Source organism: Deltaproteobacteria bacterium, from assembly GCA_016180845.1.
In the GTDB taxonomy this organism is placed as follows: domain Bacteria; phylum UBA10199; class UBA10199; order JACPAL01; family JACPAL01; genus JACPAK01.
This window is the reverse complement of the sequence record JACPAK010000001.1, coordinates 520,572-545,519: the sequence shown is the minus strand read 5'-3', so window position 1 is coordinate 545,519 and position 24,948 is coordinate 520,572. Positions and strand designations below refer to the sequence as shown.

Genomic DNA, 24,948 nt, shown 5'->3' with positions numbered 1-24,948 from the left:
AGGGGATCTATGACTGAACATACCGACAAACATTATGAGCAAGAATTGAAAAATCTGAAAGACGCGATCCTCAAGATGGGTGCGATTATCGAGGAGATGATCGCGCGATCGATGAAATCTCTGATCGAAAGGGACAGTCGTCTGGCAGGCGAGGTAACGATTCAGGAGGGGACGGTCAATCAACTGGAGATGGAGATTGATGACCGCTGTCTCCAGTTGCTTGCGTTACGTCAACCAACTGCCTCGGATCTCCGTTTCATCACAATCGGGCTCAAGATCAGCAAGGATCTGGAGAGGATCGGCGATCTGGCCGTGAATATCGCGGAGCAATCGATGGAGCTGAACCGGGAGCCGCAACTCAAGCCGTACATTGACCTCCCACTCATGGGACAAAAGGTCCAGCAGATGGTCAGAAGCGTTCTCGAATCCTTTGTGAATCGGGACGCAAAACGAGCGGAGCGCATCTGTGAGCTTGACGACGAAGTGGATGACCTGAACCGCAAGGTCTTTCAAGAGTTGATCACAATGATGCAAAAAGATTCCGCCGCAGTCCTGCGCGGGATGCATCTGATCTGGATCTCAAAGCAGCTCGAGCGGATCGCCGATCATGCCACCAACATCGCGGAAGAGGTGATCTTCATGGTGCAAGGCAGAGATATCCGTCATGGCAGAAAACCTTGACACCCCTTAACCGTCCTGAGAAAGGAGTCACATGAAAACTTTTAAAATCCTTTCCTTCTCCCTCGTCGCTTTTTTCTGTTTGATTCATTCCGCAGAAACCCTCGAATCCGGCTACAAAAACGGCCTCTTCTTCCGAACCGACGATGACCAGTTCGAACTGAAGGCAAACCTGCAGATCCAGCCGCAGTACCAGTTCGTTGCGATCGAGGGACAGGGGAAGACAAACGGTTTTCAATCACGCCGGACGCGGATCGGTTTTTCGGGGCATCTCTTTTCAGAGGATTTCAAATACAAGATCGAATTCGAACCGGTCGCCGGTCGGCCCACAATCGCCTCAGAGGCGAGCATTCAGGGCGGGCCCAATCTGCGCGATGCCTTCATCGAATTCCACCTTCAAGAGTGGTTTGCGATCCGGGCCGGCCAGTTCAAGACCCCTTACAATCGTGAGGAACTGACCGCCTCATGGAGACATCAGCTCGTCGATCTTTCCCTCGCCAACGAAGTCTTCAGTTATGAACGGGATATCGGGCTAACCCTGTTCGGAAATCTTCCGGATAAAAAACTGGAGTATGCGCTCTTCGCGATGAACGAGGGGAACAATCGAAACGTCACAAACAACAACAACGAGCTCCTACTCGGCGGACGGATATTGTTCAATATCTCAGGAGACCATGGTTATACAATGAGCGATGTCGATCATTCCGAGGAGGTCCAATTGGCCTTGGGACTTGCGTCGAGCTATAACAAAGTCGGCAACGCCCCGGCTGCAGACCAGTCACTGATCACCAATACCGCAGACATCGCCTACCGCTACCTGGGTGCCTCGTTTATCGGGGAATGGCACTACATGAGAAACACGACAACCGATGCGAATACGTATGGCTTCATGGGACAGGCCGGTTATTTCTTGATACCAAAGAAATTTGAGGTGGCCGGTCGGTTCGCCGGTGTGATCCCTGCCGCTGCCGGCGTCACAAACGGTTACGAATCAACCGCTGGACTTAATTATTACTTCCGTGGTCACAACCTGAAACTTGGGACCGACTACAGCATCCTCTGGAATAGCCCCCTGACACTCGGCGCCGGCGGTACCGCAGGGACCGGTGGACCAAACAACATTATCACGACCGGTGGTGCCCCGGGATTTAACCAGAATCAAAACGATCAGCGGATAAGGGCGCAGTTGCAGCTATTTTTCTAGCGCACAGCCGCCCTTTGCCTTGAGAATCCCGCGACGACTTTGGTCGGGTGTCACGTTACCCGTGCTGGCATCCCCGGTCGTTGCCCCAACATTGGGATCGGGGGATATTGGCGAGGGTGGAGTTATCGGAAGGGGAGGTGGCATTTCTATCTGACAGGAAGCACTACAACCGTCTCCTGAATTCAGGTTACCGTCATCACACGCCTCACCCTCTTCTTTCAGATTATTCCCACAGATGGCCGGGCGCTCATTGGCACACCGTTCCGTACATCCATCACCACTTCTTATGTTCCCATCATCGCATTCTTCTCCCGCTTCCAAAACATTGTTCCCGCAAATTGTCGGGCAAGCGCCACAATCTGCGGAACAGTTGGCGCAGGCTTCCGCCGGATCGCAGGTCGTGTCTCCGCAGGTAGGCGGTTCAACAAGGCATGAGGAGCTGCAACGATCCCCATTGATGGTGTTGCCATCGTCACAGGTTTCACCGGCTGCTGCATTCAGAACCCCATCACCGCAGAGTGAGATCGCGCCAGCAGCATTCTGACAATTGGCCGAACAGATGGTACAAGAGAGCTGTCCGTAAACACAGGTCTCCGTTGTCCTGTTCCCGTCGTCACACCCCTCATTAACTTCAAGGATATTGTTGCCGCAGACGGGAGATGGTATTTCAGAAGAACAGGTCGAACTACAACCGTCTCCAGAGGTGTTATTCCCGTCTTCACAGGTCTCCGTGCCGGTTCCCTGATTCCATAAAATACGATCCCCGCACCTGGCTGTCTGGCAGCTATTGGTACAATTATTATTGTCGTTCGCATCATTATCATCACACGTTTCCCCCGTCTCAATCAGACTATTCCCACAGATCCGTGGCGTCGCATATTTCACCGCCTTTGCAAAAGAGGTGACAGGATCATCATCGTAGTAGGCGATATGGACAATATTGTTCGAATCGCAGGTGATCTGGGCGTACTGACCTCTATTGATCGTGGCAGGAGCTGGCGTCACTGGATCGACAAAACTGACTTGCCAGCCGGTTTCTCCATTGCATGTGGGGGAAATGCAACGGGCATATTTCAAGACCCGATTTGACGCATCATAATAGGCAAGGTGCGCCGAACCATTGGGGCAGAGTGCCGCAGAAACAAACTGGCCAACATCTGCAGTCCCTCCATTGTCAATAACCGAGCGAATTGTTAAACTTGTATCAGTCACTTCTTCCTGCGCGGCATATTTCAGATCACCCCCGTTCGGATCATAATAAAAGATATGGGCCCTCCCATCAGAGTCCACAAACAGGTCCTTGTAAAAATTATCAGGCACCGTTGCTGTAGGACCGATCTCTGTTGAGGCAACGATACCGAACGTCCCTGCTGAGCTCCTGTTCAGATATCTCAGGTAATAAGTCCCTCCTGTTGCCTGCGTGTAGGCAAAGTGTGCGATGCTGCTTCTGGGCCCCATTCCAAAGGCGATATGACTCGCAATCGCACCGGTAGAAATCGCTGTCGGGGCCGGGTTGACCCAGTCACCAAGCCCTGTGCTGTAACAGGTAAAATAAAGACGGTCCGCACTCGAGGCATCGGCGGTAATCCGACGATAGGCGACACATGGGGCGCTGTTATTCTGATCAAACGAAAAGACTTCGTGAAGACCCGCCTGGTAGGTCTTGCCGCCAGCAATTACCGAGGAGGAAGAAGGCCAGGAACCTGAAAAACGATTTCGTGTTATAGACCCGAGAGAGGGAAAGTTCGAATCGGTTGAAATGTCGAAGTAGAACCCGAGATACATAACACCGGTACTCGATGAAATCAGGGAAAGGTCTTGAAGCGCAGAAAAGCTGACCCCCGTCAAAAGGCTTTCGGTTGTCCAACTCCCTGAACGACGCGGTGAAAATCGCAAGAAGGTCCCATTCTGGGTAAAGGCAACTGATGGCGAAACACTCGATCCATCTGGAACTGCGAAGAGGGTGAGGCTATTCAGCCCTGAAACAGAACTCTGGATCGTCTCAATCGTCCATTGGGTTGATCCACTACCTGCTGCCTGGGCCCAGATCTCCTCAACTTGAAGAGGAGTGGCGACAATCACGAGCAGCAAAACCAACAAGGCATACTTCTTTTGAAACCTTCTCTTCATGAAACTCCCTTAGCCCCATTCAAAAAACCTCCGGAATCAGCGTACATCCTCCTCGCGTCGGTCGTCCGGTCCGCGGCACAACCGTCGTCGGTGTCGGTGGCGGAGGAGGCGTCTCGTTCCTACAGGCTGCGCTGCAACCATCTCCCGCCGTCGTGTTACCATCATCACACTCTTCACCACCCTCTTTGCTCCCATTCCCACAAACGGCCCCCACTCCTCCCTCCGTCCGGCAGGTCGCACTACAACCATCTCCGGAGTTCATATTCCCGTCGTCACACTGCTCGTCCCCTTCTTTCTGATTGTTGCCGCAAACAGCCCCCCCGGCCGCCTCTGTCTGGCAGGTGGCGCTGCAGTTATCTCCTGAAGTGGTATTCCCATCGTCGCACTGCTCGGTTCCCTCCTGGATTCGGTTTCCACAAACCGCCGCGCAATCACGTAGACAGGTTGAGGCTGTCTCACCAGAATCACAGACGTTGTTTCCACAAGAGGTGGGACAATCAGCGGCACAAGAGGCGTTACTTTCACCCGTTTCACAGTTTCCGTTACCGCAAACAACAGGACAGTCAGCGGGACAAGTCACACTTGTTTCGCCCGTATCGCACGTTCTATTCCCACAAGAGTCTAGGCAATCGGCCGCACAGGTTAAATTGGTCTCACTGCCTTCGCAGATCCTGTCACCACAACTAATGGGGCAATCCGCAGGACAGGAAGCCCGATTTTCCCACGCATCACACGTGCCATTGCCACATTCATTTTGACAATTGTTGTTACAGCCATCACCAGCGACGACACCACCATCATCACACTGCTCGCCTATATCGATCATGCCGTTTCCGCAGATGGCTGGACAATCCGCTGAGCACGTCGCATTTGTTTCACCAGCATCGCAGGTACCGTTGTTGTTGCACGCCCCACCGCCTCCCCCTTCTGTCTGACAGGTCGCACTGCACCCATCACCAGCGGTAGTGTTCCCGTCGTCACATTGCTCCCCGGTCTCGGTAAGAAAGTTGCCACAACGAATATTGGTGGCATACTTCAAGTCGCCGTTTGTGGCATCATAATAGCTCAGATGGAGAAGCCCCAGAGGATCCTGTTTAAGCGAAGTAAAACTCCCCACATCACCGCTCGATAAAGAATCGATAGTAAAAATCCTCCATCCCGCCAACCATGAAAAAAGTTTCCGCGCGTACTTTAATGTGTTGGCTATGTCATCGTAGTAAGCTACGTGAACCAACCCCCCAGCTTCATCTACGGTGATACTGCAGTACCTCCCAATGTCATTGCTGTCTGTGGCAGAAAAAGTCCCATCAATTTGTTCAGGAATTAAAGATGTCCCATTGGAATAGTAATAAAGAAGTCTATTGCTGGAAGGGTCATAGGCACATATGTGCGCACGGCTTGTGCTGCCACTCCCTTGGACATCTAAACCAAGATAAATTTGATCAGCAGGAACACCAGCTGGGAACTCGGAGGAACTTCGATTTTGGAATTCGATAGATTGTGAAGCAACGGTCCCATCGCCAGTCCAAGAATAAGCACCTCCTGGCGCAGGAGCGGTTGATCTTCTATAGCGAATATACGCCCTCGATCCTGAGGTATAAGAGTAAACAATATGGGCGGCTCCTGCCGAATCGATCTTGAAAAACATCGGCCCAGCGACAACCCCTGTCGTAATATTAGCACACCCCACCGTGCCATCGAGGTTGTACCACTTATGATAGAGGATTCCATCGACTGTTACTGGCCTAGGGCAGGGATCTGCCACAACACCTGTATTCTTATACACAACACTCGCACGATTATCAGGGGCAACGTCAATGGCACTTAAACTAACTGTTGTGTCGACATCAATATTTACCCTCGTGGTACCCGCCGAGTTTGTGGACCAAAAACGAATAAGGTCGGAGGCATCCGAATCGATCAATTGCCCCGTAAGGTGAATCAGGGGATCTCCCATCGCATCGACCCCCAAGGCAATCCTGGAAAATTTACCGACATCTTGCGTAGCATCGACTGGAGAAACGGCGGTCACGGTGTTCCATACTCCCATATCCGACGGAGAAAGGACTGTGTATTTAAGAGATTTATTGGTGGCGTCGTAATAAGAGATATAAGGTGTCCCGGCAAAAAGATCGAGGGAAGAGAATTGTCCTACATCCCCTGTTTGATCGACAGTATTCATTGACCACTGATCATTGACGGTGGAGGGAGCTGTATCAACCGTTATACTTGGGGAAACCGCCTGATTATTTCCAAGTGCTTCTTCCGTGTCAGGCTCCGCAGGTGTCGAAGAAACAATAAATCCAATCATACGAGCAGTACCATTTTCTAATGGAGAAAACTGAATCTGCAAAGATGCCACTTCGTTATAAGGGAGACTGGGCAAAGAACAAGTCAGCTGCCGTGCATTTTGGTCGGATGCTCTCCTGCAGGGGTTCGGGATCTCCCCTATAGATCGTGAAGAAAATTGGGAAGAAATAAGGGCAAAGGGCTTATCAAAACTGATAATAACCCCAACCGCTGTTGCTGTTTCTGATGAGGATGGAGGAGTATTGGTAAATCGATAATTAATCGTCGCGATCTCTCCCACTCGAAGCGACCTTGTGCTCACATTGTCAAAATTAATGACAAGATCCACGACAGCTTGGACAGGAATCGGCCCTAAGAAAATTAAGAGAAAAATAAGCAGCGAAGCTATCTGCGATTTTCTTTTCATCGATTTATCCTCCCATCATGAGTGAGCGAACATCCCCCTCGTGCCGGTTTTCCGGTCCCTGGAGGCGACACAATCGGCGATGGTGTCGGTGGCGGTGGGAGCGTCTCGTTCCTACAGGCTGCGCTGCAACCATCTCCTGCCGTCGTGTTACCATCATCACACTCTTCACCACTCTCTTTGCTGCCATTCCCACAAACGGGACCTCCTCCCCCCTCCGTCCGACAGGTCGCGCTGCAACCATCCCCTGAATTCATATTCCCGTCGTCGCACTGCTCGTCCCCCTCTTTCTGATTGTTGCCACAAACAGGGCCGGCCGGGCAATCCTGGGCACAATTCTGGTTGTTTTCCCCAGCCTCACAGGTTCCATCATTGTCACAAACTGGCGGTGGGCAGTCTCGGGCGCAAGTCGCATTGGTCTCACTATTATCGCAGGCGCCATTCCCGCAAGAGGTCGGGCAGTCAGCGACACAACTTGTACTGTCCTCACCCGTCTCACAAACCCCATTAGGGCAAACGGCAAGCAGAGGACAATCGGCTGGGCACGTCGCATTCGTTTCACCGGGATCGCAGGCCCCATTCCCGCACGAGGTCGGACAATCGGCCGCACAGTTCGCATTGTTCTCACCACTCTCACAAACCCCGTTCGGACAAACGGCAGACAGAGGACAATCGGCTGGGCACGTCGCATTTGTTTCACCAGCATCGCAGGTGCCGTTGTTGTTGCACACACCGCCGCCACCTCCTGCTTCTGTCTGGCAAGTGGCGCTACACCCATCCCCGGTGGTGGTATTGCCATCGTCACAGGTTTCAGCCGAGTCGACCCTCCAGCTGCCACACCCTGCGGTAACCGCATATTTCAGATCTTGATTGGTGGCGTCATAATAGCCGATATGGACAAACCCCTTCGAATCAACCGCAATCGATGGGTATTGACCGACATCGGCGGGGTCTACAGCGTCATCAACAATCGTTTTGCTCCAAGCCAGTCCTGAAAGGGTTTTCCAGGCATATTTCAGGGCCTTATTCTCGGCATCGTAATAGCTGATATGAATCAGATCGCCACGTACGGTAATATCACAGAATTGACCGACATCTGTTGCGTCTGTCGATGAGGCGGTGCCATCCACTGTCGCTCCCGCTGGAAGTGCACCATCGGCCACTGCAGGGAGAAAATAAAGGAGTTGCTTCCCGACTGGATCATAGAGACAGATGTGGGCTCGATTTGAGCCATCTGTCGCAATTGAAAGCTGAACAGCTGTTGGGGCTGGATCACCTCCTAAAACGCGATTCCTAGAAAAGCTTCCTGCTCCTGCTCGCCAGAGGATCACACCTTCTGCTGTTGGAGCTGCTGAGCGACGGTAGCCAAGGGCGGTGTCACCTTCAGAGTTCTCGAAAATATAGGCCGAATGACCCCTCCCATCACTGGCAATCGCTAAGGCGTTGGGTCCGGAAATAGGGCCGGTCGTGACACGCGCGCATCTCCAGGCGGTGCCGTTGTACCACGAGTGGATCAGCAGGTTTGCTGTCGTCACCGAGGTTGTCGCTGCGGCACTGGTGTCAAAACAGTCAATACCTGCCGCGCCTCCTCTCGGATAACTGATGTTCGGGGATCCGGACGCGTCCAACACCAGATCCCTGAAGTTATTATTTTGAGCCTGGGGAAGATCGTAGGTCACTGACGGCTGACCGTTGAGATCAGTCTGGACATATCGCAATGGATTCTCGCCTTCACTCGTCATGCGCGTAAAAATGAAATGGAAACGACTTTCGCCCGCCGCCGTCGTGGAAGCGGCAAACCGGCTGTTCCGGCCAACGTTATTAGTCTGGATGACCATTTCATTATCCCAACCAGAACCGTCTCGCCTGAAAAAAATCAGATTCCTCTCGACATCCAGATAGGAGGAGACGAGCGGAAGTTCGTTCAGGCCGAGGGCGATCTGAGCAAACTCCCCGATGGCGGCATTGGGGTCCCCCTCTTCAAGCGGATCCAGACCAAAGACGGTTTCAAGACCCCATTCACGGACCTCTAAATCCGGAATGGTTCGGGTATTGTTTGTCGGATCTGAGTCCTCCCCCGTGGTGTTAAGAACAACATTACAACCAAGACTTCCCCTCTGCGCAGTCACAACCCTTATCGTGACAAATCTGCTCCCTCCAGCCAACATCGAGCCACTCATGGTGCAGGTCACCTGGTTTGGCGATGAGTTAGAACAGATAACACCTGATGCGCTCGTCGTGGGAGAATTGACATTCAATGAATAGTTAAATTGGAGGGTAAGACCGGTCGTCTCTGCATCACCGGTGTTTTGGACAAAGACACCGGAGTCTATACCCGCACCCACAAAAACAGACGCGGGAGATCCACTGCCACCGCTCAGTCTTGGATCTGGCGCCGCCTGTGCCTCACCGTTTAGCATCATCTGGCCAAAGACAAGAAATGATGTGATCAGGATTATCTTCAGTGAGCAACCCTCTAGCATAACTATCCTCCCAAGTATGTTATCTGAGCAATCCCCGTGCCAAACCAAAGAGCAAGGAGATTTTAAAATTTCCTAATAAAATAAGCTACTTCAAGAAACACCAAGGGTCGTGCCAATTATCAAAACGATAAAATTATCATTTTGAGAGGATTTGGACCAAATTGGGTCGTTTGAAATTCTTACCGGTTTGACGCCAAAAATGCCAAGTCTTTCTGCGAAAAAACACGGAAGATGATCTTCTTTCCTGTCATTTTTTCGGCCAAGGAAGACCGACGAAATTTCTCCTCTAACTCACGGAGAAGTTTCTTCTCCATTTGGAACTTCAGCGCTGTCCACTTGCACTCTGCAATCAGATAACTGTTCTGAACTTGAGGGGCAACAAGGTCAATTTCTGCTCCTTTTTCCCAATAGCGACCCGATCCCGGATAGCAACGCCTGCAAAAAATCTCCCATTGCCGGGCGGCATGCTGTTTCAACAAGCCCATCTTCTCTTCCCTTTTCATCATAGGCCACCGGCTCCGGAAGGGCAGAAAGATACCATAGTAAAATGAAAGAACAGGATCTTCGATCCGGTAAAGAAGCTTTTTGGTCGTTCGAAGAGACTCTCCGAAGGGGAGTTCTCTTTTAAGGAAAGAGAGCTCTAAAAGAAGGGCTAATGGACGTGAGAGGTTTCCTTGCGGGATTCCCAGACGAGAGGCTAACTCGCTCGGTTTTGAGACCCCGCGTCCCACAAGATCCAAAATTGCTTTTGGAACAGACCCGTTAATCCCTTCATCCCGCAACATCTGGCTCGGCTCATCCGAGAGAAGGGCGCCTGGAGCAAAATAAAGAGAATCCGCCTGTTTGATCGGATCTCCCTCTGACATCAATTTCCAGTAATGCGGGATGCCACCAACAAGGGAAAAACGTAGAAAGGAGCCTGGATCTCCCACACGATGCCTCAGCGCCTTGCAAAACCAGGAATAACCCATCGGCTCGAGAGGTAGATGGATTTGGACACGACCATAAAGTGGGACCTCGTGACGTAAAAACTGCGAAAAAAACATTGATTGGGATGATCCGGAAATAAAGAGGCAGGTTTTCTTCTTGGGGAGCTCATGGTCAACCCACTTCTGGAGAAGGCTCGGTAACGTGTCGTCCCCTTGAACCCAATATGGAAACTCGTCAAAAACGATCAAGGGAGGAAGTTTTTCTCTGGAAAGAAGGGAAAAAAATTCATTCCAGTTTTTTGGAATAATTTCTCGAAAAAGAGGGAGCTTTTGTCCTATCTCCTCTGAGAGATGAAGGAGCTGCTGCGACGGCGCTCCCTCAACCGCCTGATGATACAGCCCGTTATACTCTTCACATGCCTTGACCAGAAGAGCGGTTTTTCCCACGCGACGCCGACCAGTCACATAACCAAGCGAGGGCTTCCCCCTCTGTTTTCTGATTTGAAGAAGTTCCTGTTTGCGATTCCAAAACACGGTTTGGACAAGATGCTGTCAAATAAACATGATGTTTGTCAAACATAATGTTGAATCCTCCCCCCTGAGGGTCCGTCCGTCACGGCCCCTTCGGAGGCGGAGGAAACATTCCGGATGTACTTGTAAAGGGTCCCTTGCGTCGCCTTGAGGGGTGGGGCCTTCCATTTTTTGAGCCGCATCTTGATCTCTTTTGCAGGGAGATTCAGGGTCAATTTTCTTTTTACCGCATCGATCGTGATTTCATCCCCATTTTCAATCAGCGCGATCGCCCCACCTTCCTGGGCCTCGGGTGTGATATGACCGACCACAAACCCATGCGTCCCGCCCGAAAATCGGCCGTCGGTGATCAACGCAACATCCTTCCCGAGCCCGGCCCCCATCACAACCGCCGTCACCTTGAGCATCTCACTCATCCCGGGACCCCCCTTCGGACCTTCGTATCGGATCACAATAACATCCCCCTTTTTGATCCTCTTTTTTTCGAGCGCCTTGATCGCCGCCTCTTCACTGTTGAAGACCTTCGCCTTCCCTGTAAATGAGGTCCCTTCTTTTCCGGTAATCTTCGCGACCGCCCCTTTTGGCGCAAGATTTCCATAGAGGATCTGGATGTGACCAGATTTTTTGATCGGATTCGTTAACGGAAAGATAGTTTTTTGCCCCTCTTTCAGACCGGGGAGAGGTTCGAGATTCTCTGCCAAGGTCTTGCCGGTCACCGTCAGACATTCCCCATGAAGGTAGCCTTCTTTGAGCAAGAGCTTCATGACAGCAGGAACACCTCCTGCCTCGCAAAGGTCCTCCATCACATATTTTCCGGACGGCTTTAGATCGGCAAGAAAAGGGGTTCGATCACTGATCCGCTGAAAATCATCGAGTATCAATTTCACACCGACTGACTTCGCCATTGCGATCAGGTGGAGGACCGCATTGGTCGACCCCCCGAGCGCCATCACGATCGTCATCGCATTTTCAAACGCCCTCTTTGTCATGATCTTTTTCGGAGTCATCTCTTTTTCCAAGAGATTCCGGATCGCTGATCCAACCTTCAAACACTCTGATCTTTTTTCCTCACTGACCGCCGGATAAGAGGAACTGTAAGGCAGACTCATCCCGAGCGCCTCGATCGCGGAGGCCATCGTGTTCGCTGTGTACATCCCGCCACAGGCACCGGCCCCCGGACAGGAATTTTGCAAAATACAATCCAGCTCAGCTTCCTGAATCTTGCCCGCCAGAAACTGGCCCAATCCCTCAAAGGAAGAGACGATATCCAGTGTCTTCCCCTGCCAATGACCGGGACGGATCGTCCCGCCGTAGACCATGATGCTGGGACGATTCAGCCGTCCCATTGCGATCACTGAGCCAGGCATATTCTTGTCACAACCGACTACGGAGATGTTGGCATCATACCAATGCGCCGCCATGACCGTCTCGATCGAATCGGCGATGATCTCGCGGGACTGCAGCGAGTAATTCATCCCGTCGGTCCCCATCGAGATTCCGTCGCTGACCCCGATCGCCCCAAAGATCAATCCGACGAGACCGGCCTCCTGACACCCCTTCTTTGCCAGTTGCGCCAGATCGAGGAGGTGCATGTTGCAGGTGTTCCCCTCGTACCAGGTGCTCGCAATCCCGACAAAAGGCTTCGTGAGATCTTCCTTCGTGAGTCCGATCCCATACAGCATCGCCTGTGAGGCGGGCTGTTCGCGATCTTGCGTGATGCGAGAACTATATTTGTTGAGGAACATGTTTATTCTCTTAAGCATCGCCCCCTCAAGAAATCAAGAGTCCTGTCATCCTCCTCAACCTCTCAAATTATCCGGCCAACGGCGGGTAAGGGCACTTCTTCTCTTTCATGCTTGAGGATTATAACGAGGTGGCTAATTTGTAGGAACTCCCCTTCCTCTCACCTGACATCTCAATAACGCCCTGTTGTTTGAGGCGACTGAGGATGTTTTTTAGAGTTACCCTCTTGATCTTTGATTCGCGCTCCAAAAATCCGATAGAGACAGGCTGATGTGCCTGAATTAACTTCAATACCTTATCCTCCAAGGCGGTCATTCTCCCCAGCTTTTTAGGCATTAATTTACCTTCGAGAAAATCCGTTTGTTTCTCCAAGACCTTCAGAAAAAAAAGAAACCATGGATTCAGGTCGGGCGAGTCCTTGAATGTCGCTTGGGTTTGACGCAGGGCAACGTAATATTGATCCTTGTTCTCTTCAATAATCTTTTCATGGGAGGCGAACATACTAAACTCATACCCCTGTTGGAGAAGACAAAGAGTGGTCAGTAGTCTGGAGATCCGGCCGTTTCCATCCCGGAAAGGATGGATCGCCAAAAATTTGACAATAAATGCTGCGATGACCTCCAGATCTGAAAAATTTGGGTCTTCTATAAAATGAGTGTAGTCCTCCACCAACTCTCTCATCGCGGTCTCCGTTTGAGGACCGGGAGGGGTTGTTTCAAACATGGTTTCCCGACTTCCGGTTGAAGGATCGACTCGAATAACGGCATTTGTAATGTTTTTATAGACACCCCGTTGATTGGGCGGAAGAATGTCATGGGAGAGATACTGGCACATCATCTGATGAAGGGATCGAATGGTGTGTTCCGAGATGGCAAGTTCCCTGAATTGATCGAAAATATATTTCATCGAGTCGATATATCCGGCAACTTCAGCCTCGTCTCTATCCTGAATTTTCTGAATTCTTATTCCATCGAGACGTTTAAGGATCTCCTTATCGGAGAGATGGGCCCCTTCGATTCGTGTTGAAGCTCCGGCGGAAGTAATGATCGTCGTTTTTTTAAGGTCCGAATAAAAATCCGGGGATGTGTTCACCACCTTCCAACGTTCATTAAAGGTAGCGATCTCCTGGAGGTATCTTAAGACCTCAGGATTTAAAGGGGTCTGAATAAGTCTCTTCATTCCATAAAATATACTAAAAAATATACCATAAATCAATAATTAACCAAAAAACATACCATATATTATACCAAAATAACCATTTTCAGAACACTTCATTAGCAAAGAAAGTTATCTTAATCAGTTCTTTTAAGATTAATTTTCTTAGTGAGTCATTTTTTGTACGCCGCTATGACGGCGTAGTTCCACCGTCGCCAGACAACATGAGAATCTCTAAATCCGGTTTTGGTAAGCCATCGCATATGATCAGCAATCTTCTCCGGAAAATCTTCCTCTCGTTCATGCTTGAGGATCCATTGAGGGTGCCTGTAGTTTTGTTTTATAAACAAGACCATCCGACCCCAATAGTATCGATCCAAAAACCGGCTCTCACCCTTTATCGGTTCACCAAATGTAAGAATGCCGCCCTTCCTCAATGAATGATACAACTGGCGATAGTATCTCTGTTTAGCAGCGGGCGACTCAATATGATGGAGAGACATGCAGGAGGCAATCACATCGTAACGACAATCCGGAAACGCCATCTGTGTGAAGTCGCTATGAACACATTGGATTCTTTTGCCAAATTTCCTTAATTTCCGCCTGGCGATATCCATCATATCCGATGAGACCTCGATCCCTGTGACTTGTGAATTGGAATACCTTTCCAAAATAAGCTTGCTCAAGTTGCCAGTCCCCATCCCCAGATCAAGAAATTTCAACTTTCTCCTCGGCGAATGAAAGATCGGATCCAAAATCGCCGATTGCATCTCTTCATAATGGTGAATCATGCTCTTCACATGACCGTCGTATTCTTGAGCTATCGTGTGCCGGAAATATTTTGTGCTGGTTCTCGGTGACATCTTAGAAAAATTTAAAGGGGCGCCCCGGCCATCTCTAACCTAAAAACTTCACCCAGAGAAAGGCGATCATCAACACAAAGTAGGCAATAATAGAAATCCATAGAAAGGTCGAGGCCCAAGAACTCGGTCGGACAAAAGAGGGGTTCTGCCTCGGCAACCAGCGATAGTTAAGGATCCAGAGCGGAATCGCGTAGAGAACGGTCCCGGTGAAATTCAAAATCCCTGTCATCAAGATGAGGGTGCCAGGTTGGGCCAGGGGCATCGTGACGACGGTAATCACCGTAAAGAGCAGGAGAAAGAAAAGGTACCACCAGCGAGGCGTTTTTTTCGAAGCACTTGGGAAAAGATGAGAAACAACATCGGTATTGATCCGACTGAGTCCGTCAATCGCGGTCAACCAACTATCGACAAGAAAGGCGGCAGCGACAAAGAGAAAAAGGACCTTTCCGATGGCACCCCACTGAAACTCAAAAAAACGAGATTGAACCACGGCGATCTCCCACTTATCGGGATAAACCCCTTGAGGAAACAGCACCGCGTAGGCCAAGAGGCAAACTATCAGAGTCGTGAATAAATTTCCGACAATGCCGACACTCGCGTCAAACCGTAGAAATCGAAGCCAGCGAAAAAGTTCTCTCCGATTCTCTGAGGAATCAGCCATAACCTGGGAAACCCCTGCAGCATCCTGGACCCGCGCCATGCCAATCCCTTTTTCCTTGAGCCAATAGGAGTAAAAGAGATTAAAAAATCCCCCGAGCCCCATGAAGGTAATGGCGGTCACCAAGAGCGCGGCATCTTTAGATTCCCACGGGCGAGCGATCGGGCCAGAGAGCCCGATCAACCCTCGCAAAAATTCAGGGGCAACCGCCAAGACGGAAGGGTGTAGAGAGGCAACGATGAGACCAACAACCGTAAAGATTGCCACAAACCACATCAAACCTTCAATGAATCGGTAGACGCGTCGACTCAAAAGGAGTGGGAAGAGAAAAACGGCCATCGAGACGTAGGCCCAAAAGAGGGATTGCCCCTTTTGGCTCCAACCGTTGGGAAACCCGGTGATCTCTGCCAATGCCGTCCCGCCCGCCGAGGCATAGGCCCCGAACCAGAAAAAGGTGACAAGCATGAGCAGCCAAAGAAGAAATGAGAAACCCTTGCTGAGGCGGATGAATCCTTGCCAGATCCCTTCACCAGTACAGAGGGTGTAACGGCCAATCTCGTAAGCAATCGGATATTGAAGGAGGGCTGCCGGAATGATCAAAAAGAGAAAGAAGAGACCGTATTTTGCCGTGAGATAGGGCCACCAGATCAGTTCCCCGGACCCTTGCGCAAACGCCATCCAGACAATACCGGGGCCCAACATTTTCAATAAACCGGGGAATACCGGGATTGAGACTTTCGCTGAAGACGAATTCAAATTCTGAGACATGGTTGACCTCATAAGAAACTTCATCCAGTGAGTCAAGGAACGCAACTCCATCACCAAGCTTTTTCATTTGACAGAATCCAACCACTTCAGGTTAAAGGGACTCACCATGAAACAAGTCTTATCCCTTTTACTTCTTTTGCTGGCGGCAATACCGATCGCCTGGGCCGAGCCGGATACCGACCTGATCTATCAAACCTCAAAGCTAGATGACCTTATCGCAGGTCGTTATGATGGAAAAATCAAACTCAGCACGGTCAAGAAACAGGGGGACTTCGGACTTGGCACCTTTAATCGTCTGGATGGAGAAATGATCGAACTCGATGGGAGCTTCTATCAGGTCAAGGAAGATGGGAAGGTGTACGCGATTAGCCCTGCCATGGCCGATTCCCTGAAGACCCCTTTTGCCACGGTGACATTTTTTGAGACTGATCGAAAGGCAACGACGGATCAACCACTCAACTTCGAACAGCTCAAGGCGTTTCTGGACAGTCTGCTCCTGAATAAAGAAACCTTCTATGCCGTAAAGATTGAGGGGAGTTTTTCCTACCTCAAAGCAAGAACCCCTGTGGCCCAGAAAAAACCGTATCCGCCTCTCGAAGAGGCCTTGAAGACAGAACGAACCTTTGAATTTAAAGAGGTGAAAGGAACCCTCGTCGGTTTTCGTTGCCCAGAATCGGCAAAAGGGACCAATATCCCCGGCTATCACTTCCACTTTTTGACAGAAGACAAACAGGGTGGCGGCCATCTGCTCGAACTGACGACTGCCGAGATCAACGTCTCGATCGACGAGACACCCCGTCATCAGGTCGCCTCAGGAAAATAATCAGGCCTTCTTGACCGCCTCATGCCAGCGAGACAGATGAGTCGCTATCTCTCTCTTTTTCATTTGAGGCTTAAACCGTCGATCCTCTTTCCAATGAGCGGCGATCTCTGATTTATCTTTCCAGACAGAGACCGCAAGGCCGGCAAGAAACGCGGCGCCTAATGCGGTCGTCTCGATCATCCGGGGTCGCGAGAGCTCGACCCCCAAAATGTCTGATTGAAACTGCATCAAGAGGTTGTTCGCCGAGGCCCCACCGTCCACTTTAAGAATCCTCAATCTCTTTCCCAAATCCCTCTGCATCGCCTGCAAAATATCATATTGAAGGAAGGCGATCCCTTCCAAGGTCGCACGCGCGATATGCGCCGATGTTGTCCCGCGGGTGAGACCACAGATGAGACCCCGCGCCTCGGCATTCCAATGGGGCGCCCCCAAACCGACAAACGCCGGGACAAACGAAACACCGCCGCTATCTGGGACAGAGGTGGCAAGCACCTCGATCTCCGAGGAGTTCTGGATAAATTTTAGCCCGTCACGCAGCCACTGAACCGCCGCGCCGGCGATAAAGGCACTCCCCTCGAGCGCATACGTCACCTCTCCACCCAATTTCCATGCCACAGTGGTCAGCATCCCAAAACGAGACCGAACAATTTTTCTGCCGGTATTCATGAGCAAAAAAGACCCTGTCCCATAGGTGCACTTCGCCTCACCAGAACCAAAACAGGCCTGCCCAAAAAGGGCCGCCTGCTGATCCCCGGCCATTCCACAGACCGGGATTCCATCGGGCAGGACGGTCAGCCCTTTTGTATAACCATAAACCTCTGAGGAGGAGGCGATACGAGGAAGAATCTCCCTCGGCACACGAAAGAGCTGAAGAAGCTTCTCGTCCCACTCCAACTCTTTGAGATTCATGAACAGGGTTCGGGAGGCGTTTGAGACATCAGTGAGATGAACCCCGTCGGTCAATTGGTAAACCAAATAACTATCGATCGTCCCAAAACAGATCTCTCGAGCCCTTTTCCTTAAGCCCGGGACATTATCCAGGAGCCACCGAACCTTCGTTCCAGAAAAATAGGGATCGAGCACAAGACCTGTTTTTTCTCTGATCTTTTTTCCCCACCCTGATTTCTTGAGTTTTTCGCAAAGCGGTGCTGTCCGCCTGTCCTGCCAGACGATCGCAGGATGAACCGATCGACCACTCTTGCGATCCCACAGGATCGTCGTCTCACGTTGATTCGTAATGCCGATCCCTGCGATCCTTTCAGGACGGATATTCGCCTCAAGGATCGCCTGACCGATCGTCTTGACCGTCCCCTCCCAAATTTCTTCCGGAATATGCTCAACCCAACCCGGCCTCGGATAATGCTGGGGGAATTCATTGTTCCTCTTGGCAAGGATCCGCAATTCACGATCCAAAATAATGACTGTCGTGCCGGTCGTCCCCTGATCGATGGCAAGAATAAGATCCTTCATAAACGGATCGCCGGTAGCACGGGAATTCGCTTTTGACAAGGTTTGGAAACTGGGTTAGCCCATCTCGCCAATGAATCTCGAAGAGCTTTGTCTACCGATCAAATCCGAACTCTCCGAAGTCGATCGCACCATCCAGGCGAATCTCGTCTCTTCGAGCCCCTTCGTGACCGATATTGCGCAGTACGTCGCTCAAAACGGCGGGAAGCGGCTCCGCCCGATTCTTTGCCTCCTCTCCTCGCGAATTTCGGGGGCGAGGGATAAAAGGATCATCGAATCCGCCGTCGCGATGGAGTTCTTCCACACCGCCACCCTCATGCATGATGATGTGATTGACAATGCGGAGCTCCGCAGGGGCAAAACCTCGGCCAATTCACGATGGGGAAATCAGATTGCCGTTTTGGTCGGCGATTTCTTTTACTGTCGCGCCTCGGATCTTCTTGTTGGGCTGAGAGATCTGAGAGTGATCGAACTCATCACCCGCATCATGCAGATCACGACAGAGGGAGAGATTTTCGAGATCGTAAAATCCAATGATTTAAACTGCACCGAGGACGATTACTTAAAAATCGTTCGGGGTAAAACAGCCGAACTGATGGGCGCCTGCTGTGAAATTGGCGGGATTTTGGGAAATGTTTCAGAAGAATTCACACAGGCCTTGAGGGAATACGGACTCCATATCGGGATCGCATTTCAGCTCGCAGATGACCTGCTGGACTATATGTCCGATCCCTCCCAGTTCGGAAAGACGAAGGGAACCGATCTTAAGGAAGGCAAACTGACCCTTCCGCTCCTGGTTGCCCTTAAAAAGGCGAACGAACCGGAAAGGCGCCTTATCAAGGACGCCCTCATTGCCGAGAGATTAGAGGAAAATCGTCTTAAAGAGATCATCTCAATTATTGAGTATCACGGGGGAATCCAGGCAACACGGGATCTGGCACAAAGCTATATCCAAAAGGCCAAAGAGGCCTTGACCCCCTTTAAACCTTCCATTGAAAAAGAGGCGCTTGTCTGCCTCGCAGACTACGTTATTCAAAGACAACAATAACCGTCCGATTTTCAAACAGAGCCGTCCGATTTTCGGTCTCTTGTTTCCCCAAAAACAAATCTCGTCGATCCTGACGATGGCACCGCTTTTGCTATTCTCCTGTTCATCCCCTTAACCGCGGAAGGGGAAAAGGAGTCTCATATGAAAGAAACAATAACCATCAAAGATGTCTTTTCGATCCCCGATCGAGAAGGAGATGGGAAACAACGTTGGACGAAGATCGGTGTCGGTTTCCTGAATCGAGATAGTTCGATTAATGTGATTCTCGACGCCTATCCTCTCAACGGCCGTCTTCATATTCGGGATCGACAGGACAAAAACTCAACTCAAAGAAAAGGAGAAGAATAACATGAAAAAAACAGTACTTATGGCCCTCGTGGCCATCAGCCTCATCAGTTCTTTCGCCTCTGCAAAAACAAAAGAGGTCGAAGGGATCGTGAATCTCAACACCGCCTCCGTGCAAGAACTCATGCTCCTGCCAGGGATTGGAAAATCGAAGGCAGAGGCGATCGTCGCCTATCGGCAGGCGCATCCGTTCAAGTCATCTGAGGAACTTTCCGAGATCAAGGGGATCGGCCCGAAGATGCTTCAGAAACTCGAGAAGTATCTGACAGTCACCGGCCCGTCCACCCTCCACGAGGTCTCCAACAAACCTCAAAAGACCCTGCAGTAGCCCACCTCATCCTCCCCTGTAAAAGGTTATGCCTCATACAGGGGAGGATCTCTCCTTTCATCAAAATAACGAGCAACCTCTTTTGAGGTTCGACGATGGCAGTGACAGATAGGGGGACTGGGAACATGGGGGCAGGTTTTCCAGATTCATTTTCACCCACCACACGGCAGGCCTTGCCCAACACCTGACCGCTGGTGGTCTGACAGAAATCGCCGGGACCTCGGCCGCCTTCTTCGGAATCAATCGGTTTCTGATGCCCCGGATCACGGGGGGACTTAATAATCTGGGAGTCCGTGGATTCTGGCTCCCACTCTTTCTCTCATCTGCAGCGATCTCAGTCGTCACCAATACCTTGATGACCGGCTGGCAGCGTTTAAAATACGATCAATTTGCCCCGGGACAAAATGGGCTTCAGCAGTGGTCTGTCGGTCTCCTCATGTCGATCCCCTCAACAATGCTCGGGATGGGGGGCTCTCAAGTTTTCCGGAATATCAGTCAATTCTTGGTCTTCGATGCCGGGACGGAAGTCGTCCAGGCGTTTGCCTCTGCCGGTATCGGATCGACACTCGAGTCGACCGGTCTTCAACAAAAGAGGGATCTCACCGCGTGGCAGAGAATCGGGGAAGAGCTGGCGACCGGTCTCTTGTACATGGGGATGGGGCGGTTTGTCGGGGGAACTGCTCGCGGGTATATCGAGGCCTACGAACCGACCAAACAGCCGTTTACCTGGGTCTCTGGTGAGAAGGTTGGGCAGCGACTACGGTTTGGAATCGATACTCTGGTCGATCGACTTCGGTCCACAGAAGAAATCAGACTTGCAGAGATGGCAGCAATGGAGGTGGGGGCTCTCCCTCTTCGACCTGATCTCCCCCCCGGTATCGATCTCGATAACCCCCCTTGGATCTCCGCCCCCTGGAAAAGGGGGAGCGAGGATCAGGCGAGGTGGTACCCGGAGCGGACCGATGATATCAAACAGGTTCGAGCAAACCGGATTGCGGCCTATGCATTACGGACCCTTGTCCGACGACATACCCGAAATAATCTGAGGACTCGCATCTGGCATATGATCGATGAGTCGACGCGGTCGATCCGGAACCCTGCTGAGAAACAAAGGGTCAGGGCGGAACTGGCCGAGGCGTTGCTTGGTCCTGGCGCACGGGATGTGAGGTCAAAGGCACCTACTGCCGATGCTCAAGCAGCAGCTGCCACAAAATCTCCCAGGGAACGACTCGCCCTCGAACGGGAACTTGGGACGATGATTGATCGGGTCTGCTCCGGTATCAGGAGTGACGATCTGAGGGCGCAACTCCGAACCCGATTGGAGAAGGCCTTCATCACCGACAAACTGGGCTCTAATCCGAGGGACAAGGTCTGGAATGTTATTAATGATCTGACAAAGGGGATTGGCGATCCTGGAGAGAAAAGAAGGGCGCGGGGTCAATTAGCCGAGGCGCTTCTCGGTCCTGCCTCCAGGGGTGGTGGTGAAGCACGTCAGGGGAAGGTAGCCTTGGAGGATCAGATTTGGGAGATGATTAATCGCCTGACGGCAAATATCACAGATACAAGGGTTAAGGGGCGGCTGCGTGCGCAGTTGTCTGATAATCTTATTCGGATGGGGCTTCGCAAGGGACAGACAATCTATACCGATGTCCCCTATATTGCCGATCTTGAATTTCAGGTTCGAAGGGTCCGGGATGGGAAGTATATGGACCCGGCCGAAAATCCGTTTTTCTTCCCTGTCGTCGATGGGGATACGATCCATGTCTGGGCGGAGGGGATGCGGGAATCGATTTCAATCCGCTTCGCCTGTGCGAATACGCTGGAGGCGACCCACGAATATCTCGGTGACCAAGTCCTCCCACCGGAGTGGCGATGCCTGCGAGGAGAGTTTGGGGCATACGGCGGCTGGAAATTCTTGCAAGACCTGCTCGCAGCCCATGATAATAAGGTCTATCTGAGGGTCTATGAGGTGGATGACTACGGACGCCCCGTCTGTGAGGTCTATCTCAAGAAAAAGGGAGAGGTCCCGAAGGGAGAAGACCCGTATATCAATGTCAATCTGGAACTGGTCAGGGCAGGCTGGGCGCATGCCTATTTTATTACCCCCGATAGCTCTGGGATGATTCATGAGTATATTGCGGCCCAGGAAGAGGCCCGCGCGGCGCGACGTGGGATCTGGCAACATCCAGTCCTCGCGAGTGAGGATCTTTTTGTCACAAGCTATCATGGATATGCGCATCAAATGGATCCCGCTTGGAAGCCATCACGCAATGACAGAAAATCCCCTGCAAACAAGGAATATTTGCGCGTCTTTAATACGAGCACCCATTACGTCAATCTCAAAGGATATAAGGTAAAGGTTGGTGATCGTGTCACCGAGATTAAGCGTGATTTCTGGCTCCCACCCGCCCACGGGGTCAAACTCTACAGTCACTCTTCCGTCTACGATGGGACGCCTTATAATATGAACGGGCGGGCTGAGATGTTTATCGACCTCGAATTGGATCTCCAGGAGTTTGGATCAAGGAGAAAAGACCATCACTTCTGGCACCAGGATGATCCCCTCGAATTGATCCATCCCGATGGGCATCTCATGTGTCAAGAGGCTGCGAGCGCTGCGGCGTTCGCAAAACTCGATCCTAAATTCAGGGCGTTAAGAGGACACGTCTTCTAAAAACAAAGGCGCTGACAGATGGGTGTCCCCGATTCATTTTCACCCACCACACGCGATTACGCCTTAGCCACAGGGCTTCAGGCGGCGAATTCTTTCAACAGAGGTCAGGCAGGCCTTGCCCAACACCTGACCGCTGGTGGTCTGACAGAAATCGCCGGGACCTCGGCCGCCTTCTTCGGAATCAATCGGTTTCTGATGCCCCGGATTACGGGGGGACTTAACAATCTGGGAGTCCGTGGTTTCTGGCTCCCACTCTTTCTCTCATCCGCAACGATCTCAGTCGTCACTTCCGGATTGATGACCATTGTCAGAGCGGGTGTCTGGGGGTCGGGCGCCCCCCCGCGTGCAACGGGTGAGCACGGGTGGGCGGAACCCCCAGACAGGACCCGCGAAAATCTGAATCAGTGGCTGATCGGTCTTCTTTATTCCATCCCCTCAACAATGCTCGGGATGGGAGGGGCGCAGGTCTTCCGGAATATCAGTCAGCTCTTGGTCTTCGATGCCGGTACGGAAGTCGTGCAGGCGTTCGCCTCTGCCGGGATCGGATCGACACTCGAATCGACCGGTCTTCAACAAAAAAGGGATCTCACCGCGTGGCAGAGAATCGGGGAAGAGCTGGGGAACGGTCTCTTGTACATGGGGATGGGGCGGTTTGTCGGGGGAACTGCCCGCGGGTATATCGAGGCCTACGAGCCGACCAAACAGCCGTTTACCTGGGCCTCCGGTGAAAAGGTGGGACAGGCAACACGATGTCATCTGGATCTTTGGTTCGAAGAAAGGCGATTCGCGAGAGAACAGGCATTTTCGGAAGAGAGGGTTATTCTGGCACAACCCTTTGATGAAGGGGCCGCTGTTCCTGCCGCTGATGATACCCTTCTTCTCACCCGAAGAGGGGGAGAGGCCACAGATGCCGAAAGAGTCGCGGAAATCTTGCCGGAACCACCAGAGATTGTCGTTTTTGAGCCGGGACCGGATCTCCTTCGGGATCTCCCGTTGGTTGCCCCACCCAAACGTCGCTTGGGTCGTGATGAAAAGGCCGCTGCGGCTCTCATTAGAAAACTGAAAAGTACACGAAAGGCGGGACTGACCGAAAACCGGGTCCCCTATGCCTCTGAGGAACCGTTGAAGGTCATCAGGATGCGAGCGGGCAAGGAAGAGGGGTATGGAATCACCGATGGGGATACGATGGAGGTGGTGGTTGAGGGGATGAAGGAATCTGTCCCATTACGATTGATCCTCGCCAATAGCCCCGAGGCAGCCAAAGGAAGCGGACACCCCGAGACGAGGAATGCGAAAGGAGAGCTGGGGGCTCTGGAGGCTTACTGGTTTTTATCGGATCTGATCGAAATGCATGGACGAACAGTCCGTGTTCGGCTTCATCGATCAGATGCGTATGGGAGACCTGTGGTCCATGTCTTTGTGCAGACAAAGGAGGGTCACTGGCTCGATGTCAATCGCGCACTAATCGAGGCGGGACATGCACATGTCTATTGCATCACGCCCGATATCACGGGGAAGAGAAATCGCTTCCTGGGGCTGCAACTGAAGGTACAGGAACAAGGGCTTGGAATCTGGCAATATCCGCACTACCGGAGAGGACTCCACGTGACGGGATACCGGACCTTTACGAATGATCCCGACGCCCATCCCCATATTGACTATGTCAGGGTTTGCAATCTTTCCGCCGATCGCGCCTATCCTCTCGGGGGGATGAAAGTCCGTAATGGTAAAATGACGGTGACGCTACCTGACCTACTCCTTCAACCGGGAGAGGTGGTGAAAGTCTTCTTCTGCGGAACAGGATTCAATGACAATATCAATCGTGAATTATCGATCACGGCAAGGGAAGGGGCGCGCCAAAAACGCCATCAGCTCCTCGATTCAAGCTCACCGGTCGAGTTGTTGGAGGCGGGACCGGAGAAGAAGGTCGTTTCGGTTCATATCCCTGGAAGTGAAGCGAATGAGAAGGTTTCTGTCGAATACCGCCATGAACGTGAAGCAGGGGTCCATGTGATGGCACTCAATCCCCTTCAACATGTTTCAGGGTTTCGTGATCTGAAGGAAAATACGCGTCTTTACAATCATAGCGACGAGGAGGTCGATCTCTCCGGTTGGACATTGAGAAACGGGAAGAGGGAGATCAAACTGCCTCCGGGGACCGTCATTCCGCCCTACCGGGCCGTTCAGCTCTTTACCTGCTCGGGCAAAAGCAGTTTTGATCCTGCCAGTCATCTGCGCCTCTATCTCAAAGAAACGCGTGCCGATGATCCGATTTGGGACAACAACCTCCCGATGGTTCTTCTCAATCCGAAAGGGGATGAGATCTCGATGGAGGCATCGACACCAGAGGCGCGAAAACTGGTCCCAAAAAAATTCCTGAAACGGAAGGGGGCGATAGCTAAGTAGGA

General features: G+C 51.6%; 17 protein-coding genes. 8 read left to right on the top strand and 9 right to left on the bottom strand.

Going from position 1 to position 24,948, the window contains the following annotated elements:
• Positions 1-9 precede the first annotated feature (9 nt).
• Both phoU and HYT76_02840 read left to right on the top strand, forming a co-directional pair.
• Positions 10-681, top strand: coding sequence for a phosphate signaling complex protein PhoU (gene phoU, locus HYT76_02845; GenBank protein MBI2082483.1), 672 nt, complete (start codon positions 10-12; stop codon positions 679-681).
• A 31-nt stretch (positions 682-712) separates the two neighbouring features.
• Positions 713-1,882, top strand: coding sequence for a hypothetical protein (locus tag HYT76_02840; protein MBI2082482.1), 1,170 nt, complete (start codon positions 713-715; stop codon positions 1,880-1,882).
• On the opposite strand, the gene HYT76_02835 is transcribed toward HYT76_02840, so the two are convergent.
• The 8 genes from HYT76_02835 to HYT76_02800 form a co-directional block, all read right to left on the bottom strand.
• Positions 1,871-4,012 carry a DUF4215 domain-containing protein gene (locus HYT76_02835; GenBank protein MBI2082481.1) on the bottom strand — a complete coding sequence of 714 codons (2,142 nt, stop codon included), beginning with the start codon at positions 4,010-4,012 and terminating at the stop codon, positions 1,871-1,873. The genes HYT76_02840 and HYT76_02835 overlap by 12 nt on opposite strands.
• 19 nt (positions 4,013-4,031) lie before the next feature.
• On the bottom strand, positions 4,032-6,728 hold the full coding sequence (locus tag HYT76_02830; GenBank protein MBI2082480.1) for a DUF4215 domain-containing protein: 2,697 nt from the start codon (positions 6,726-6,728) through the stop codon (positions 4,032-4,034).
• Complete coding sequence (locus HYT76_02825) at positions 6,725-9,208, bottom strand: DUF4215 domain-containing protein (protein MBI2082479.1); 2,484 nt, start codon at positions 9,206-9,208, stop codon at positions 6,725-6,727. The genes HYT76_02830 and HYT76_02825 overlap by 4 nt, the downstream gene beginning before the upstream one ends.
• Positions 9,209-9,387: 179 nt before the next feature.
• Positions 9,388-10,671, bottom strand: a complete 1,284-nt coding sequence (locus HYT76_02820) for a hypothetical protein (protein MBI2082478.1) — start codon at positions 10,669-10,671, stop codon at positions 9,388-9,390.
• Between the two features lie 38 nt (positions 10,672-10,709).
• Entirely contained in the window at positions 10,710-12,431 is a 1,722-nt protein-coding gene (ilvD, locus tag HYT76_02815; GenBank protein ID MBI2082477.1) for a dihydroxy-acid dehydratase, read from the bottom strand.
• A 100-nt stretch (positions 12,432-12,531) separates the two neighbouring features.
• Entirely contained in the window at positions 12,532-13,590 is a 1,059-nt protein-coding gene (locus tag HYT76_02810) for a Fic family protein (GenBank protein ID MBI2082476.1), read from the bottom strand.
• 149 nt (positions 13,591-13,739) lie between these two features.
• Positions 13,740-14,429: a methyltransferase domain-containing protein gene (locus HYT76_02805; protein MBI2082475.1), complete on the bottom strand. Its 690-nt coding sequence runs from the start codon at positions 14,427-14,429 to the stop codon at positions 13,740-13,742.
• Between the two features lie 34 nt (positions 14,430-14,463).
• On the bottom strand, positions 14,464-15,855 hold the full coding sequence (locus HYT76_02800; protein ID MBI2082474.1) for an Nramp family divalent metal transporter: 1,392 nt from the start codon (positions 15,853-15,855) through the stop codon (positions 14,464-14,466).
• A 106-nt stretch (positions 15,856-15,961) separates the two neighbouring features.
• Between HYT76_02800 and budA the strand changes: the two genes are divergently transcribed.
• Positions 15,962-16,678, top strand: a complete 717-nt coding sequence (budA, locus tag HYT76_02795) for an acetolactate decarboxylase (protein MBI2082473.1) — start codon at positions 15,962-15,964, stop codon at positions 16,676-16,678.
• Here budA and glpK read toward each other — a convergent pair whose 3' ends face one another.
• Positions 16,679-18,148: a glycerol kinase GlpK gene (gene glpK / locus HYT76_02790; protein MBI2082472.1), complete on the bottom strand. Its 1,470-nt coding sequence runs from the start codon at positions 18,146-18,148 to the stop codon at positions 16,679-16,681. It abuts the gene before it with no gap.
• Positions 18,149-18,218: 70 nt separating this feature from the next.
• Here glpK and HYT76_02785 point away from each other — a divergent pair, with 70 nt between their 5' ends.
• The 5 genes from HYT76_02785 (at position 18,219) to HYT76_02765 (ending at position 24,946) form a co-directional block, all read left to right on the top strand.
• Positions 18,219-19,193: a polyprenyl synthetase family protein gene (locus tag HYT76_02785; GenBank protein ID MBI2082471.1), complete on the top strand. Its 975-nt coding sequence runs from the start codon at positions 18,219-18,221 to the stop codon at positions 19,191-19,193.
• 141 nt (positions 19,194-19,334) lie between these two features.
• Positions 19,335-19,541: a hypothetical protein gene (locus HYT76_02780; GenBank protein ID MBI2082470.1), complete on the top strand. Its 207-nt coding sequence runs from the start codon at positions 19,335-19,337 to the stop codon at positions 19,539-19,541.
• 1 nt (position 19,542) lies between these two features.
• Positions 19,543-19,866, top strand: coding sequence for a helix-hairpin-helix domain-containing protein (locus tag HYT76_02775; protein ID MBI2082469.1), 324 nt, complete (start codon positions 19,543-19,545; stop codon positions 19,864-19,866).
• A gap of 253 nt (positions 19,867-20,119) precedes the next feature.
• A complete protein-coding gene (locus tag HYT76_02770) occupies positions 20,120-22,540 on the top strand; it encodes a thermonuclease family protein (protein MBI2082468.1) in 2,421 nt (806 codons plus the stop codon).
• Positions 22,541-22,558: 18 nt separating this feature from the next.
• On the top strand, positions 22,559-24,946 hold the full coding sequence (locus HYT76_02765) for a thermonuclease family protein (GenBank protein ID MBI2082467.1): 2,388 nt from the start codon (positions 22,559-22,561) through the stop codon (positions 24,944-24,946).
• Positions 24,947-24,948 lie beyond the last annotated feature (2 nt).

What these genes read in the sequence shown, in the direction of transcription:
- phoU (MBI2082483.1), top strand. Translation starts at nt 10, where the DNA reads ATGACTGAACATACCGACAAACATTATGAGCAAGAATTGAAAAATCTG.
- HYT76_02840 (MBI2082482.1), top strand. Translation starts at nt 713, where the DNA reads ATGAAAACTTTTAAAATCCTTTCCTTCTCCCTCGTCGCTTTTTTCTGT.
- HYT76_02835 (MBI2082481.1), bottom strand. Translation starts at nt 4,012, where the DNA reads ATGAAGAGAAGGTTTCAAAAGAAGTATGCCTTGTTGGTTTTGCTGCTC.
- HYT76_02830 (MBI2082480.1), bottom strand. Translation starts at nt 6,728, where the DNA reads ATGAAAAGAAAATCGCAGATAGCTTCGCTGCTTATTTTTCTCTTAATT.
- HYT76_02825 (MBI2082479.1), bottom strand. Translation starts at nt 9,208, where the DNA reads ATGCTAGAGGGTTGCTCACTGAAGATAATCCTGATCACATCATTTCTT.
- ilvD (MBI2082477.1), bottom strand. Translation starts at nt 12,431, where the DNA reads ATGCTTAAGAGAATAAACATGTTCCTCAACAAATATAGTTCTCGCATC.
- HYT76_02810 (MBI2082476.1), bottom strand. Translation starts at nt 13,590, where the DNA reads ATGAAGAGACTTATTCAGACCCCTTTAAATCCTGAGGTCTTAAGATAC.
- HYT76_02805 (MBI2082475.1), bottom strand. Translation starts at nt 14,429, where the DNA reads ATGTCACCGAGAACCAGCACAAAATATTTCCGGCACACGATAGCTCAA.
- HYT76_02800 (MBI2082474.1), bottom strand. Translation starts at nt 15,855, where the DNA reads ATGTCTCAGAATTTGAATTCGTCTTCAGCGAAAGTCTCAATCCCGGTA.
- budA (MBI2082473.1), top strand. Translation starts at nt 15,962, where the DNA reads ATGAAACAAGTCTTATCCCTTTTACTTCTTTTGCTGGCGGCAATACCG.
- glpK (MBI2082472.1), bottom strand. Translation starts at nt 18,148, where the DNA reads ATGAAGGATCTTATTCTTGCCATCGATCAGGGGACGACCGGCACGACA.
- HYT76_02785 (MBI2082471.1), top strand. Translation starts at nt 18,219, where the DNA reads ATGAATCTCGAAGAGCTTTGTCTACCGATCAAATCCGAACTCTCCGAA.
- HYT76_02780 (MBI2082470.1), top strand. Translation starts at nt 19,335, where the DNA reads ATGAAAGAAACAATAACCATCAAAGATGTCTTTTCGATCCCCGATCGA.
- HYT76_02775 (MBI2082469.1), top strand. Translation starts at nt 19,543, where the DNA reads ATGAAAAAAACAGTACTTATGGCCCTCGTGGCCATCAGCCTCATCAGT.
- HYT76_02770 (MBI2082468.1), top strand. Translation starts at nt 20,120, where the DNA reads ATGCCCCGGATCACGGGGGGACTTAATAATCTGGGAGTCCGTGGATTC.
- HYT76_02765 (MBI2082467.1), top strand. Translation starts at nt 22,559, where the DNA reads ATGGGTGTCCCCGATTCATTTTCACCCACCACACGCGATTACGCCTTA.